Genomic DNA, 15286 nt, shown 5'->3' with positions numbered 1-15286 from the left:
AATTATTATGCAGGCTATAAACGCAAACGTTTGCGTGTTTTCGGAAATGAGTATAAAGAAGGGTGAATTGAGAATAAAACGTAGCTTAAAATTCTATTAAAAAATTCGTAATGAATGTTAAATAGCTGAATAACAGCAATTTGAAAAATAAATGTAATTTTGACACGTGAAAGTATCAGGATTTTACAATTATTGTTGATAAAATTTCAATATAAACCCATTAATATGTCATTATCGGTAGTTTTTTGGGCGAAATTTTGACAGAAATTTCTTCCTTTTCTCCAATATATTCTCCATCAATCTGAAAAGCGACCGGTTTTCTACAGAAGACCCTGGCGCTTTTAACCGGAATTATCTCTACAAACTCTGAGTTTACATCTGTTTCATTCCGTAATGTTTTTAGAATCTCCAGGACGTCGAAATTTTTAAATAACAGGATTTCAAAAACCCCGTCATCTATTTTGCCTTTAGGATTTACATTGGCGCCGGTGCCATATTTTTTGGCATTGGCAAATGCAAGAAGAATTCCTTTTCTGGTAAATCTTTTATTATTCAGTTCAATCTCAAATTCAAAAGGATATTTACTTTCCCAAAGGGTAGGTATAGATTGTAGCAAATAGCCCATTTTTCCTCTAATCCTGGAATGTTCGTAATTTTTAATTAATTCTGCATTTAATCCAAGATCGCTAATATGCAGGCAAAGTTCACCATTAATTTCCAGCATATCCATTTCTGTATGCTTATTGCCCAAAGCTATTTTTAACTGTTCTTCCAGGTTGATTGGAATACCTAAATTAACAGCAAGACCGTTGGCAGAACCTGCCGGAAAGATTGCAATAGGAATTAAAAAGTCTATTAAAGCTTCTGCGACTTGTTTTATAGTCCCATCACCACCGGCAATAAAAACCCTGTCAAACGTATTCTCAGCAACGAGTTTTTTAATTTTATCCTGGTCATTTTCACCCGTTGTTTTGAAGGTTATTAGCCGGGCATTAATTTTTAGAAGCTCATTTTCAACTGTTTCAATTATATTTTTCTTGTTCAGATCTCCTGAAATTGGATTTACAATAAGTAATACCTTCTGTATTTCTTTCATATAGCTTCTAGAATATGCTTAAATTTAATTATTTTGGAACAAGAAAAATTCAATAAAAATCTAAAATTTTGAAGTTAGACCTAAAACTCTATCGTGGTTATGTAAATAATCAGGAGCTTGTTGTATATGGACATTTATTTAAATCCTGGGCACCAGATAAGTACAGGCTGGATAGAAAAGGAATAAAACATGCGGTGGCCATTATTCATATGTTTCGCATTAGTCCATTAAAGAATAAGGAAATTACCCTTAAGTTTAAGAATACCAGAGTTACTACCAAAACGCTGGACGATGGTTACTTTAGGTTTACTATTCCTTTTTCTGAAGAATTAAAAAGTGGCTGGCACGAATATGAGGTAAGTTGTAACATCAAGGATTTTGGGATGATAGAAAAGGGAGAGGTGTTAAAACCGCATCCTTCTAAATACGGGATAATTTCAGATATAGATGATACTTTTCTTATTTCGCATAGCAATAGTTTTTTTAAGAAGTTATATGTTATGCTTTCAAAAAACATCAATAAACGCAAGATCTTTGATGATGTTGTAGATCATTATAAAGAATTAAGCCGTGCAGGGCAGGATTCAGATAAAGCTTCAAATTCCTTCTTTTATGTTTCCAGCAGTGAGTGGAATTTATACGAATTTGTTAATGAATTTGCTAAGATGCACGAGCTGCCCAAGGCAGTAATTAAACTTAAAAAAATTAAAACGGGAATTTCAGATTTTCTCTCTACCGGTCGCGGAAGCCACGATCATAAATTTGAAAAAATTAAGGATATTATCTCTTTTTACCCAAACATTCCTTATGTGCTTTTAGGAGACGATTCACAAAAAGATGCCAACATCTACGAGCGTATTTGTAAAATTTTCCCAATGAGTGTAAAAGCGGTTTATATAAGGCAAACCGGAAGAAAAAAGAAATCGGAAATCACTAAAATTCTCAAAAATATAGAAAGCCTTGGGGTAAGTATTTGTTACTTTAAGAATAGCAATAAAGCCATAAAACATTCACGCGAAGAGGGGATAATTTGAAGTTTTTGAATCTTATATTTGTTGAAAATTAACTTTCCCGGCTATAAAAAGAAAGCCAAAACTTAAGTCGATATTTTATTTAATCTGAAATTCCATTCTTTGAACGTACAGGACTATATACAATCCAGGGCCCAATTGCCCGCCAAAAGTATTCAAAATACTATCGCCCTTTTGGAAGCCGACGCTACCATTCCGTTTATTTCCCGCTATCGAAAAGAAGCCACCGGGAATTTAGACGAAGTAGCAGTTGAAAAAATTGCGCTGTTGCTCAATTCTTTTAATGAATTGGAAAAGCGCAAAACAGCGGTGCTTAAAGCCATAAAAACCCAAAATGAGTTAACCGAAGCTTTAGCTGAAAAAATTGATAAAGCCACAACTTTAACTGAAGTTGAAGATCTTTATCTACCTTTTAAAAAGAAAAGAAAAACGAAAGCAGATGTAGCTCGTGAAGCCAGCCTGGAGCCGTTAGCCAAAATTTTAATGGCGCAAAACACTCCAAATATTGATCTATCGGTAAAACAGTTTCTTTCTGAAAAGGTAAAAACTAAAGAAGACGCCTATAGTGGCGCCGGACATATTATTGCTGAATGGATTAATGAAAATACCTATGTAAGAAATTCACTTAGAAGATTATATGCGAGAAAAGCCCAGTTAATTACAAAATGGGTAAAAACAGAAGAAGCACACCCGGAAGCCTCCAAATTCACCCAGTTTGAAAAATGGGAAGAGCCGCTTAAAAGAATTCCTTCACATAGATTTTTAGCTATTCACCGTGCAGAGAAATTGGGAATAATTAAGCTAAAAATCGAAGTCGATAAATCGGAAGCTTTAAACTTAATTGAAAAAGCAGTAATCAAAAATCCCGGTTTTTCTGGAGTGAAATATTTAAAAGACGGGATTGAAGATGCTTTTACACGATTGCTTAAAAAATCTTTCGCTACCGAATTCCTAAATGAAGCTAAAGAAAAAGCAGATGAAGATGCCATTGCCGTATTTGCTTCAAATCTTGAGCAACTCTTAATGGAAGCTCCACTGGGAAGCAAACGAATTTTAGCATTAGACCCGGGTTTTAAATCTGGTTGCAAACTAGTTTGTTTAGACGAGCAGGGAAATTTGTTGCATAATGAAGCGATATTTCCTCATCCCCCGCAAAAGAAAATAGATGCAGCTGCAGCAAAAATAAAAAGCCTGGTAAATGCTTATAAAATTGAAGCCATTGCTATAGGTAACGGCACCGCTGCCAGAGAAACCGAACAATTTATTAAAAATGTCTATTTACCCAGGGAAGTAGTGGTTTTTACGGTTAATGAAGCAGGAGCTTCGGTGTATTCTGCCTCAAAAATTGCCAGGGATGAATTTCCTAATTATGATGTTACGGTTCGTGGAGCGGTTTCTATAGGCAGAAGATTAAGTGATCCGCTGGCAGAACTGGTTAAAATAGATCCAAAATCAATAGGGGTAGGGCAGTACCAGCACGAGGTAGATCAAACCAAATTAAAAGAGAAACTTGATGTAGTAGTGATGCGTTGTGTAAATAAAATAGGCGTAAACTTAAATACTGCAAGTAAGGAACTGCTTTCCTATGTTTCTGGAATTGGCCCGGGATTGGCACAAAATATTCTGGATTACAGAAAAGAAAATAAACGTTTTACAAGCAGAAAAGAATTGCTAAAAGTGCCACGCCTGGGAGAAAAAGCCTTTGAACAATCTGCCGGATTTTTACGAATTAAAAATGCTATAAATCCTTTAGATAATTCAGCCGTGCATCCTGAAAGTTATTTTATAGTTGAAAAAATGGCAAAAAACAATACTTTAAAGCCTGAAAAATTGATAGGAAATACTGAAGTTCTTGAAAAAATAAAACCTGAAGATTATATTTCCGGTAGTCTTGGTTTACCGAGTTTAAAAGATATTTTAGGGGAATTAAAAAAGCCGGGCGCCGATCCCAGGGCAAAGAAAAAACCCTTTAGTTTCGATCCTTCAGTAAAAAGTATTGCCGATTTAAAGCCGGGTATGAAACTTCCGGGAATAGTAAATAATATAACCAATTTTGGCTGCTTTGTAGATATTGGAATCAAAGAAAGCGGACTTATCCATATTTCGAAACTTGCTAATGAATTTATTAGCGATGTAAATTCTGTGGTAAAATTAAATCAGGAATTAGAAGTTACTGTACTTTCTGTAGATGAAGAAAAAAAGCGCGTTCAACTTTCTTTGATTGATTGATAAGAAGAGGCTGCTTGAAAAGTTTTAAAATCGTCAACCTGCCCCGAAGTTTCGGGATATTTCAGGATCTAAGATTTTGATAATCAAAACCTATTAAAATTCCGAAATTCATTCGCGATAAAGTTTGAAAATCAGTCCAGCTCGATGAAGTTAGACTTTTCAAACAGCCTCGTTTATTTTTAGTATTCCTAATCTCTTTTTCTAAAATTTGCACCATCAAACTCTTCCCGGTCATAAAATTCATCATCGGTATAGCGATTTTTGTTACGATGGTCTTCTTTATAATTTTCATCGTCTACAATATTTCCTTCCCTGCGTTCAGAAATAGGTTTATCGACATACTCATCTTCTTTTCGGCGCTGGATGTGCTCATCTTCTCTTTCGGCAGCAGACGGACGATTATAAGAGCTTAAAACAGTTTCTTCATAATGTCGGTCTGGATTAGTTCCGCGCTCAATTCGTTTTGTTTCAGCAAAAGTCTGGTGGGTAATTCTGGAAGTATAGATATATTTCTCATCTTCTTCAAGCTCTACCAGGCCAATGGGAACAATTACATGATTTTGCCCATCTTTATTCACAAACTCTTTAATTTCAGGATCTGCGGGTTTTCCGTAGGGATCGTGACGGGAATCTATAATTGTTTGGTCTACTTCTACGTCTACATAAACTACACGGTCAAGATTTTTATTAATCAATAAATTATCGACTTTACCAACTACACGTTTATCGGCATCTCTTACAACCCAGCCACGAATATCGGGGTAACCGCCTGCAATTTTATAGTCTTTTAATTCACTTAAATAGTATAAATTCGTATTCTTGATATCTTTACTCATAATGCATAGTTTTTTGGTTACGAAATCAATTCTTTATTAGGAAAAGAGCTGATTTCACCTTTTTCCTTAACATTGATGCCTGAAGTATCATTCAATTCTTCAATATCATTGGTATCATCAATGTCGTCTACATCGTCATTAGTGTCATCATAAGCGAATACATAAAATAATATTCCAAGTATGATAATAGCTATTAAAAGAATCCACGGCCAAACTGGCTTTTTCTTTTCAACTTTAAGTTCTGCCATAATATTGTTTGATTGGTTATACTATTTAAAGGTAAATAATATTGTTTCCTTAATTTATTAAGATTACCCCAAACAATTGTTAATTAGATCATAAGCAAAGAAACGGTTCTTATAATTTTAGAAAAGGATTTTTAAAGAATCCTGCTGAAAAAAAATAGAATTCTGCTAAAAGAAAAAAGGGAAACTTTTTAGTTTCCCTTTTGATAATCTATTTCTTTTTTCGATAATTTTTATCATCGAATTCCTTCTTGTTATAGAAGTCTTCATCATCGGTATGGTCTCTTCTGTCGGAAGCAGCGTCTGTCTTTGCCTGGGAAGCCCCGGGCTTGGAGTCTTTACTTTTTTCGCTCGAGAAACTTGTTTTTTTAGAATTTGAAGGATTAAAATCATCCTTTATTTTACCACTTTCACTACCTTTCTTATGAGTAGTAGGCTCGTTACGAGAAACATCTGAATCTCTTGAGTTTGTTTCCCGATTACTTGTTTTAGTAGCAGTATCTTTGTCAAATTTTGCCTGCCTGCTTTCGTCTTGCTTACGACTATCTGAAGAAGTAATACCCCTGTTATAAGACGCTAAAACAACTTCTTCATATTCTCTGTCTATATTAGCACCTTTCTTCTTTCTCTTAGTTTCGGCAAACGTTCTGTGGTTCACCTTGTCTGTATAAATAAACTTGTCATCCTCATTTAATTTTACAAGACCAATAGGAATTATTAAATGTTCTTCGCCCTTTTTATTTACAAATTCGTGAACCCCTTCGCTTGCAGAAGACCGGTAGGGATCGTGATTTGCTTCAAGGATACTCTTGTCTACTTCTACATCAAGGTAAACAACGCGTTCTGTATTTTTATTTACAAGAAAGTTGTCTGCTTGGCCTATAACCCGGTTGTCTACATCTTTTACTTTCCAGCCGCGTACATCTGGATCATCACTTGCTACTTTATAGTCTGAAAGTTCATTTAAATAGAACAAATGTTTATCTCTATTTCTGTTGTTATTATCATTGTTTGACATAATCTTTTTAATTTTTTAATTAGCTCATTTTCATATTCTGTACTACATCGCCAGCTTCTTTATAAAAAGAATTAACTGCATCTTTTTGATCTAGGGTAGGAGTTGAAGGTTCAATATTTTGTAATGCTGTTCTTACCTCCTGAACATCCTGGGAAATGTCTGGAAATTTTTCTTCCTGCATTTTCTCCATAAGGTCTACTATTTTGGCACCCACATCGTTAATAGTATTTGCGTGGGTAAGTGCTTGCGGATCCTCTTTTATATCTCTTACATCATTTTTGAGTTCCTGAATTTCAACCTCAGTATCAATATTAGCTTCTTCTGATCTGTTTTCTAGAGCATTTATGAGATATACCAGGGCCTGACTACTATATTCATGGTCTATTCCCATTTTTTCCTGGTCACTAATATGGGTGAGATATTTAGAAACACTTTCTTCTCCAGAAAGGTTATCTTCTTCCCAGCTTGCGGTTTCAGTATCTTCTTCAGTCTCCATAGGTGTTGCAACCTGTTCGGTATTTTCCTCTTCATTAAAATCATCATCGTCGTCGTTATCGGCGATCACAAAATATAATATTACTGCGAGGATTATTAGGCCAAGAAGAATCCAGGGCCAAATAGGTTTTTTCTTTTCAATTTTAATTTCTGCCATAATCTTAGTTTTTGTTTGGTTAGACTACTAAAGTTAAACAATATTGTTACTAATATTATTAAGGTTTGCCCAAACTATTGTTAATTAGATCATAAGCAAAAAAAGGGCATCCCTATGGAACGCCCTTTCAAGAAATGTATTTGAAAAATAATTAAACGCTTGTAACTAAATTAGTATAGTTAAACTGTTAATAATAATCAGCTATTTTAAAAGATCTTTAAGTCGCTCCCAGGCTTTCTCATGAGCCTCTTTGTTTACTTTTTCGGCATCTGGTTGGTGGCCGCTGCGCATAAAAGCGTGACCAGCGCCTTCGTAGATTTCATATTTATAAGTCTTGCCGGCTTCTTCCATCATTTTTTCACTGGCTTCAATGGTAGAATTGACCCTGTTGTCATCACCGCCATAATAACCATAAACAGGAGCAGAAATATTGGCAATGGCTTTTACATCTTCAGGACCGGTTCCATAGAAAACGTGGGCAGAAGAGATTTCTTGATTATTGGTAACGTACCTAAAAGTTTGTGAACCGCCCCAACAAAATCCAACTACGGCAACTTCTCCCGTTGATGCTGAATCTTCTTTAATATAATTAAATGCCGCATCAAGATCGGCAGTGACTTGTTGAGGCTCTAAAGCATAAATGGCATCCCTGGCAGCATCTGGATTTTTAAAATCGGTGGTGCGGCGTTTCCCCTCTTGTGTATTCGAAATCAAATCGGGAGCGATCACCAAATAGCCGGCTTCAGCAAGTTTATCGGCAAACAATCTTGCCCAATCATTTAAACCACGGTTTTCATGTATTACAATCACAGATTTTGTAGCCTCATTTGTTTCAGGATATGCTACAAAAGCCTGAAATTCTCTGTCGTTGTGTGATAAAGTAACCCATTCGTGATGTCTTGGAGATTCAGAAAGTTCTTCGTCCTCAGTTTTTGGAGCTACTGTAGTATCGGTCTCAACTTTAGCTTCATCTTTATTTTCCTCTTTTTTATCGTTTTTATTTCCGCAGGAAAAAAGAGAAAACGTGAAGAAAAGCAATACCAGTAAGTGATGTAAATATTTCATAATTATAAAATTTTAATTGAAAATTCTTTCAATTTCCTATCTAAAAACTCCCGAAGGAAAAACCACCACACTTTCGTGTCCGTCTTTTCCTACTGCAGCAATACCAAAGAAGAAGTTATCTATAACAATTCCATCAAGGGTGAATTCATTTATGTCTCCTACAAAACGGGAATATTGCCAATGAGCTTCAGTCGTTTCTCTCCAGTAAATTTTATAGCCGGCAATATCACCTTCAACTTTATCCCATCGTAATTTTGCGGAAGGTTCTACTATTCCACCAATTTCAACGTTTTTAGGAGCCGGTGGGGCCCAGGCCAGGCTGGCCATATTTATGGCGTTCACAGCCGTAAGTTTTTCAGCATAATCGAAATTCACTCCTTCTACAACGTCGCCATATTCAATACCGTCTTCAGTCCTGATATCCTGGTGCTGACGGTTATAATTTTCGTGGGCTTCCATAATCCTAATGCCCGGGAAGCCAAGATCGTTGAAGGGGCGGTGATGGCCACCGCGACCAAATCTATCTAAACGATAAATCATCATTGGGTTCATTTCAGGCATATAAGTTTCAGTAGTTTTATGCACATAACGAGCAAGTTGACGCGAAATTCCGTCTACTTCACCACCGTAAAACCTGCGCATAGTTCTTTCCCTCTCCGATTCATTTGGAGGAACGGGTTCAGAAAATATTCTAAAAGAGCGATTATCAATTACGCCATCTACACCTTCAATATTCCCAATCATATCGTTATTTAAAACTCCAATGATCTCCCAGTCATTTTCTTTGGCGTATTCGGCAAGACCTTTCCCGCCAAACAAACCTTGTTCTTCACCTGAAAGGCCTACGTAAACCACGCTGCTTTCAAATTGATATTGGGATAATACCCTGGCTGCCTCGATGGCACCGGCCATTCCGCTGGCATTATCGTTGGCTCCGGGGGCATCGGTTTCAAAATCCATAGTATTGCTGGCGCGGGAATCTATATCGCCGCTCATAATAATATAACGGTTTGGATATTTGGTTCCCTTCTGAACTGCCACCACATTTACAACCCAGGCATCATGCGGAATGCGTTCGCCATCTTCTGTAGTGACAAAGTCTTTTTGGTAAAAAACATCAAGACAATTATCACAATTATTGGAAATATTATCGAATTCAGATTTTATCCATCTACGTGCGGCTCCTATTCCACGCGTGTCAGAAACCGTGTCGCTAAAAGTATTTCTGGTTCCAAAACCGGCAAGTTTTCTAATATCGGCTTCAATACTATCAGCTGAAACGTTTTCTATTATTTCATAAATACGCTGGTCTGTTTGCGCATTGGTTTGTTGAAAAATTAGTCCTGAAAACAGGAGTAGGGCAAGGCAGGGTATATTTCTAATCATATAATAATTTTTTATAGCTTCTAAAATACCCAAAGTTTGGGTGATAGCACAATTAAATATGGTTTTAGCAGTATTATAAAACAAAAAAATCCCGGCAAAATTTGCCGGGATTTTAAATCACATTCTAATTAACTACAATTTAGCTTGCTTTCATATTATGAATTTCAGCTTTTGCTTCGTGTGCTTTTTGATCAGCTTTCGAGTTAGAAAGGCTGGCTTTAGTTTTATTCTTCAAGGCATCAACTTTGTGGCTTAAAGAGTCAGAGAATTCGTTGAATTTTCCTTTAGTTCCTTCTATAGCTTCGTTGCTTGAATCTGAAATCGCTTTCCTTGTATCTGCACCTTTTTTAGGGGCAAATAATAATCCTAGGGCCGCTCCTGCAGCTGCTCCTGATATTAATCCTAATAACATTTTTCCTGATTTCATCGATCTAAGTTTTAAGTTTGGTTCGTAATTTTGTTTAATGTAAAATTAGATTATAATCACGCAGTTACCATATTTTTGAAGTTAAGTTATGCATAAACTTTCCTGGAAAATGTCAAGGAATTTAACACTTTAAAAACTTATGAAATTTCAGCAAATTTTTTAAGAATATCCCTAACCTTTAAAGTGTCTTCTACATAATACCGGGCGCTGGTTTTCTTCATCCCAACTTTAACCGTAAAAGAATCTTCTGGAAGTTCTTCAAACATATACTCATCTGTCCAATCGTCTCCAATTGCAAAAATGAAATCGTAATCTTTGCCAACCAGTTTTTTATTTGAGGCTTTCCCTTTATTTACCCCGCTACTCTTAATTTCCAGTACTTTATTACCTTCTAAAACACTTAGACCACGGTTAGAAATTAATTCTTTTAAAACATTAGAAAGCTCGTTGGCCCTAATTTCTCCCAGTTCAGGATCGGCTTTTCTATAATGCCAGGCAAGGGAATAATTTTTGTCTTCTATAAATGTACCCGGTGTTCTATCTACAAATGTTTCAATTACCGGTCGCACAGCACTCATCCAGTCGTTATTTACATTTTCTGAAAGTTCCCATTCGCTATTTTTTTGTCGCATCCAAACTCCATGTTCAGAAATTAGTTCTACGGGAATTTGCTGCCACCACGACCCAAGCGTGTCTTTATCCCTTCCGCTAATAAGAACTACATCGGTATTTTCAGACTGATTTAGCTTATGAACCAAATCTATTAATTCCTGGTCTGGTTTCGCTTTTTCAGGTTTATCGGTGAAATTCACGAGGGTACCGTCATAATCAAGGAATAAAATTCTGTTTTTCGCGTTTTTAAATTTCTCCAGAATTTCATCTGAAACTTTAGAGGAAATTCTTCTCGCTTTAAATGCATCCCTATCCTGACTCGTTTCATCTAAGGCTTTCATAAAATCGTTTGCCCATTTCTCTACACTATAGCGTTTTAATCGCTTTTGAAGTATTTTATTACGTTGTTTCTGTTCTTCTTCTGGCATTTCTATAGCCTGAATTAAGGCCTCTGAAATTTGCTCAAAATTATTCGGATTTATTATTAAAGCCTCATTCATTTCGTGCGCTGCACCTGCCATTTCACTTAAAATAAGCACCCCGGTTTGATTTACTCTAGTGGCTATAAATTCTTTAGCTACCAGGTTCATTCCATCTCTTATTGGCGTTAATAAAGCGATATCACAACTGGTGTAAAGGTCAATTAAGTTTTCAAAAGGCATGGAGCGGTAAAAATACCAGATAGGCGTCCAGCTTACGGTAGAGAATTTTCCGTTTATTCTTCCTACTAATTCGTCTATTTCACGTTTTAAACGCTGGTATTGCGGAACGTTAGACCTGGATGGTACAGCAAGCATGACCAGTCTAACTTTTTCAATGAATTCTGGATGTCTATCAAGAAAATATTCAAAAGCGCGAATTCGGTTGGCGATTCCTTTGGTGTAATCTAATCGATCTATACTTAATATAAGTTTAGCTTCAGGTGTTTCATTTGAGTGATGATCTAACCTTCGTTGTAATTCGGTGCGTTGTTCGGCAGTATTTTTAAAATGATTTAATGCTGCGTCTTCAAATTTGTTATAATCAATCCCCATTGGGAAAGAATCTACTTTTACAATACGCTCCGGAAGGGTGATTTCATTAAAATTCACCTGGTGGCGCAAAATACGGCTTACCGAACTTAAAAAGTGCCTTTCGTAATCGTAGGTGTGGAAACCAATTAAATCGGCACCCAGCACTCCTTTTAAAACTTCATCACGCCAGGGCAGGGTTCTAAAAACTTCATAAGAAGGAAAGGGGATATGATTAAAAAATCCAATAATTGCTTCAGGTTGCTGTTCCCTAATCATATTTGGGACTAAAAGTAATTGATAATCGTGCACCCAAATGTGGTCTCCTTCTTTATAATGCTTCAGTACTTCTTCGGCATATTTTTTATTTACACTTTTATAAATTTCCCAGTGATCTTTATCGGCTTCGGTATATTCCATAAAATAATGGAAAAGCGGCCAAATGGTACGATTACTAAACCCGTAATAAAATCCTTCAATTTCTTCTTCACTAAGATTTACAGCAACACAATCTTCCTTTCGGGCTTTTTCTTTAACATCTTCTAAAAGATTTTCAGGAATTTCCTCTTCGGTAAGTCCGCTCCAACCAATCCAAATACTATCACCATCCTTATGAAATGATTTTAAGCCGGTTGCGAGCCCGCCTACACTCGGCGTGACTTCCAGGTTGTTATCTTCGAGGTTAATTTGTAATGGTAATCGGTTGGAAATTATTATTGTCTTACTCATAATTATATGTGAATGCTGTTGTTGCGAAATTGATTTTTATTAAATTTCCGAAAATCATTTTACACGACAAGTCTTTTTAAAGAATTTTAAGAGTATATGGAGAATTTAGATTACGGAATTATAGGGAATTGCAAGAGTGCGGCACTAATATCAAAAACAGGTTCGTTAGAATGGTGTTGTTTGCCAAATTTTGCTTCGGCCGCGGTTTTTGCAAAATTACTGGACGAGAAAAAAGGTGGAAGTTTTGAAATTATCGTAGACGATTCTTATAAAATTACCCAGGAATATCTTTGGGAAACCAATATTTTAAATACCGAATTTACCGATGGAGAAAATTCTTTTCAGGTTATAGATTTTATGCCGCGTTATCCCCGTGAAGATGGTTCCTTTTACGCCCCGCCAGATATAATTAGGTTTATACGTTTAATTAGCGGAAAGCCTAAATTTAAGGTGAAATATGACCCTCGTTTAGATTTTGCCCGGGAAAAAACCTACAATGAATTTAAAGGAAATTATATTAAAAGTTTTACCAAAGAAGGTAAATACGATTCGCTTTTTCTATATTCTAGTTTTGACCTGAATGATGTTTTAGAAGAAAGGGAACTTGAATTAACCGGGAATGCCTACTTTTTACTCGGTTATCACGAAAAGCTTATCACGCAATCTTTAGATAGATCTTATTTAAAATTTCAGCGAACCAAGACTTATTGGATGAATTGGAGCGCCAAAACTACCCGTTATACGCATTACGAAAATGAAATAATGCGTAGCGCTTTGGTTTTAAAATGCCTTAGTTATAAAAAATCTGGTGCGGTTTTAGCCGCAGCCACCACTTCTTTGCCCGAAACCATTGGGGAAGAGCGAAACTGGGATTATCGTTTCTGCTGGATTCGTGATGCTTCTATGGTAATTAAAGTAATGGCAGGCCTTGGCCATATAAAATCGGCTAAAGATTTTCTTCAATTTATCATAGATATTATCCCAGATAAAGATGAGAAAATCCAGATTATGTATGGAATTAACGGGGAGAAGGAGCTTACCGAACATATTTTAGATCACTTATCGGGTTATAAAGATTCTCATCCGGTAAGGACCGGAAATGCTGCTTATATTCAGAAGCAAAATGATATCTACGGAATTTTGATGGAGGTGATCTATCAGCAATTCAATCAATTTGAAACTTCTTTAGAAAATTCAGAAGAACTCTGGACTGTAGTACGCGGAATAGTGAGTATTGTAGAAGAAAACTGGCAGAAACCCGATAAAGGAATTTGGGAATTACGTACCGAAGACCGGCATTTTGTATTCTCAAAACTCCTTTGCTGGGTGGCGATAGACAGAGCGATAAAGATTGGGGAAGTTTTAAGAATGGGAATTAACGATACGCATTGGAAGTCTTTACGTGCCGAAATTTATAATGATATTTATAATAACGGCTGGAATGAAGAAGTACAGGCATATACCCAATATTATGGGTCTAAAGATTTAGATGCTTCAACTTTATTAATGGAGCAATACGGGTTTATTGAAGCGAAAGATCCGCGTTTTGTGAGTACGGTACACGCAACCGAAAGGGAATTGTGTAAAGACGGATTAATGTATAGATATAAGAATAAAGACGATTTTGGAGAACCAACTTCTTCTTTTACTATTTGTACATTTTGGCTAATTGACAGTCTTTTTAAAGTTGGAGAAAAGAAGAAAGCAAAACAAATGTTTGATCAGTTGCTTTCTTATAGTAATCATTTAGGTTTATTTAGTGAAGATATAGATTTCGAGACCAAAAGATTGTTGGGTAATTTTCCGCAGGCTTATTCCCATTTGGCGCTAATAGAAACAGCTGCTAATTTTAGTTTGGGCACAACTTCTGAAGAGACCTGGCTTAGTGAGTTTTAGGATTCTGAACTTGTTTGTCATCTTCTTTATTAATTTGCACGCGACTTTTAGGGAGACTCTCCGGATAATTTTCTTTAAGAAAATCTATGAGTTTCTCCCTAATAAATACGCGTAAATCAAATGCGGTTGGAGAATCTTTAGCGCTTACTAAAATTCTTATTTCCATAGACCTATCAGTTGCATCGGTAACCTGTACTACTTTGGCTTGTTTATCCCAAAGCGGAGTAGTTTCAAGCAGTCTATCCAGTTCTTCTCTAATTTTATCTACAGGTACGGTATAATCTGTATAAATGAATACGGTACCTAAAAGATCGGCTGAATTTTTAGTCCAGTTTTGAAAAGGAGTTTCAATAAAATAGGTAGAGGGTACTACCAATCTTCTTTTGTCCCAAACTTTAATCACCACGTAGGTAAGTGTAATTTCTTCAATCCATCCCCATTCGCCTTCTACAATTACGGCATCCTGTAATCTTATGGGTTGCGTAAATGCAATTTGAATTCCCGCCAGTAAAGTTCCAATAGCTTTTTGGGCCGAAAAACCTATAATAATTCCCGCAATTCCTGCTGAAGTTAAAACACTTACTCCAACAGAGCGTATGCTTTCAAAACTCATTAAGGCAATTCCTATAGCCATAATTACGATAATAAAAATGATAATATTCTCAAGGATATTAAATTGTGTATAAATTTTCCTGGCCTTTAAATTATCAGAAGTATTTACATCATACCGCTTCAGCATGCGGTTTTTGAGAATTTTTAGCGTGAGAATAATTAACCAGGTAGCACTGAGTATTATTCCGAGGGTACTTATGGGTTGGAGAATGTTATAGGTGTATTCATATATAAAAATCTTGCTTAGCAGGGCGATTTTTAAGATTAAAGCAGCAAGAAAAATTAAAAGTGGAATCCAAACCCTTTGTGCAAAATTTACAGGTAGTATGTTTCGTGGATCTTTACCTATTTTCTTTAGAATATAAAACGCTATGAAGAAGCAAACAAGCAGGCTAATTGCACCAGAAAGAATATATTTAAATAGTAAAGGGTCTGAGGTCAT

General features: G+C 36.0%; 13 protein-coding genes. 3 read left to right on the top strand and 10 right to left on the bottom strand.

From position 1 onward, the window contains the following. Window positions 1–220: 220 nt before the first annotated feature. Window positions 221–1096 (bottom strand): diacylglycerol/lipid kinase family protein, encoded by an 876-nt coding sequence (locus tag B5488_RS05470; protein ID WP_079734339.1) that lies wholly within the window; start codon window positions 1094–1096, stop codon window positions 221–223. Between the two features lie 68 nt (window positions 1097–1164). Between B5488_RS05470 and B5488_RS05465 the strand changes: the two genes are divergently transcribed. Both B5488_RS05465 and B5488_RS05460 read left to right on the top strand, forming a co-directional pair. Continuing rightward, window positions 1165–2130, top strand: a complete 966-nt coding sequence (locus B5488_RS05465) for an App1 family protein (RefSeq protein ID WP_079734338.1) — start codon at window positions 1165–1167, stop codon at window positions 2128–2130. Window positions 2131–2229: 99 nt separating this feature from the next. Next, window positions 2230–4356: a Tex family protein gene (locus B5488_RS05460; RefSeq protein WP_079734337.1), complete on the top strand. Its 2127-nt coding sequence runs from the start codon at window positions 2230–2232 to the stop codon at window positions 4354–4356. 188 nt (window positions 4357–4544) lie between these two features. Here B5488_RS05460 and B5488_RS05455 read toward each other — a convergent pair whose 3' ends face one another. The 8 genes from B5488_RS05455 to B5488_RS05420 form a co-directional block, all read right to left on the bottom strand. Then, window positions 4545–5192 carry a YlmC/YmxH family sporulation protein gene (locus B5488_RS05455; RefSeq protein ID WP_197686302.1) on the bottom strand — a complete coding sequence of 216 codons (648 nt, stop codon included), beginning with the start codon at window positions 5190–5192 and terminating at the stop codon, window positions 4545–4547. A gap of 17 nt (window positions 5193–5209) precedes the next feature. Next, window positions 5210–5440 carry a hypothetical protein gene (locus tag B5488_RS05450; protein ID WP_079734336.1) on the bottom strand — a complete coding sequence of 77 codons (231 nt, stop codon included), beginning with the start codon at window positions 5438–5440 and terminating at the stop codon, window positions 5210–5212. 208 nt (window positions 5441–5648) lie between these two features. Further along, the gene (locus B5488_RS05445) at window positions 5649–6455 is read right to left on the bottom strand and encodes a hypothetical protein (RefSeq protein WP_197686300.1); all 807 of its coding nucleotides are present in this window, start codon (window positions 6453–6455) and stop codon (window positions 5649–5651) included. 19 nt (window positions 6456–6474) lie between these two features. Then, window positions 6475–7107: a hypothetical protein gene (locus tag B5488_RS05440; protein WP_079734335.1), complete on the bottom strand. Its 633-nt coding sequence runs from the start codon at window positions 7105–7107 to the stop codon at window positions 6475–6477. Window positions 7108–7308: 201 nt separating this feature from the next. After that, window positions 7309–8172: a dienelactone hydrolase family protein gene (locus B5488_RS05435; RefSeq protein ID WP_079734334.1), complete on the bottom strand. Its 864-nt coding sequence runs from the start codon at window positions 8170–8172 to the stop codon at window positions 7309–7311. Window positions 8173–8208: 36 nt separating this feature from the next. Continuing rightward, on the bottom strand, window positions 8209–9558 hold the full coding sequence (locus tag B5488_RS05430) for a M28 family metallopeptidase (RefSeq protein WP_079736535.1): 1350 nt from the start codon (window positions 9556–9558) through the stop codon (window positions 8209–8211). A gap of 139 nt (window positions 9559–9697) precedes the next feature. Beyond that, window positions 9698–9985, bottom strand: coding sequence for a YtxH domain-containing protein (locus B5488_RS05425; protein WP_079734333.1), 288 nt, complete (start codon window positions 9983–9985; stop codon window positions 9698–9700). Window positions 9986–10122: 137 nt separating this feature from the next. Beyond that, entirely contained in the window at window positions 10123–12336 is a 2214-nt protein-coding gene (locus B5488_RS05420) for a bifunctional alpha,alpha-trehalose-phosphate synthase (UDP-forming)/trehalose-phosphatase (RefSeq protein ID WP_079734332.1), read from the bottom strand. 96 nt (window positions 12337–12432) lie between these two features. Between B5488_RS05420 and B5488_RS05415 the strand changes: the two genes are divergently transcribed. After that, on the top strand, window positions 12433–14232 hold the full coding sequence (locus B5488_RS05415; RefSeq protein WP_079734331.1) for a glycoside hydrolase family 15 protein: 1800 nt from the start codon (window positions 12433–12435) through the stop codon (window positions 14230–14232). On the opposite strand, the gene B5488_RS05410 is transcribed toward B5488_RS05415, so the two are convergent. After that, window positions 14219–15286, bottom strand: a complete 1068-nt coding sequence (locus tag B5488_RS05410) for a mechanosensitive ion channel family protein (protein ID WP_079734330.1) — start codon at window positions 15284–15286, stop codon at window positions 14219–14221. The genes B5488_RS05415 and B5488_RS05410 overlap by 14 nt on opposite strands.

Source organism: Salegentibacter salegens (assembly GCF_900142975.1).
GTDB classification, from domain to species: Bacteria; Bacteroidota; Bacteroidia; order Flavobacteriales; family Flavobacteriaceae; genus Salegentibacter; species Salegentibacter salegens.
The sequence above is the reverse complement of the archived record's forward strand: the minus strand, read 5'-3'. Positions and strand labels throughout refer to the sequence as shown.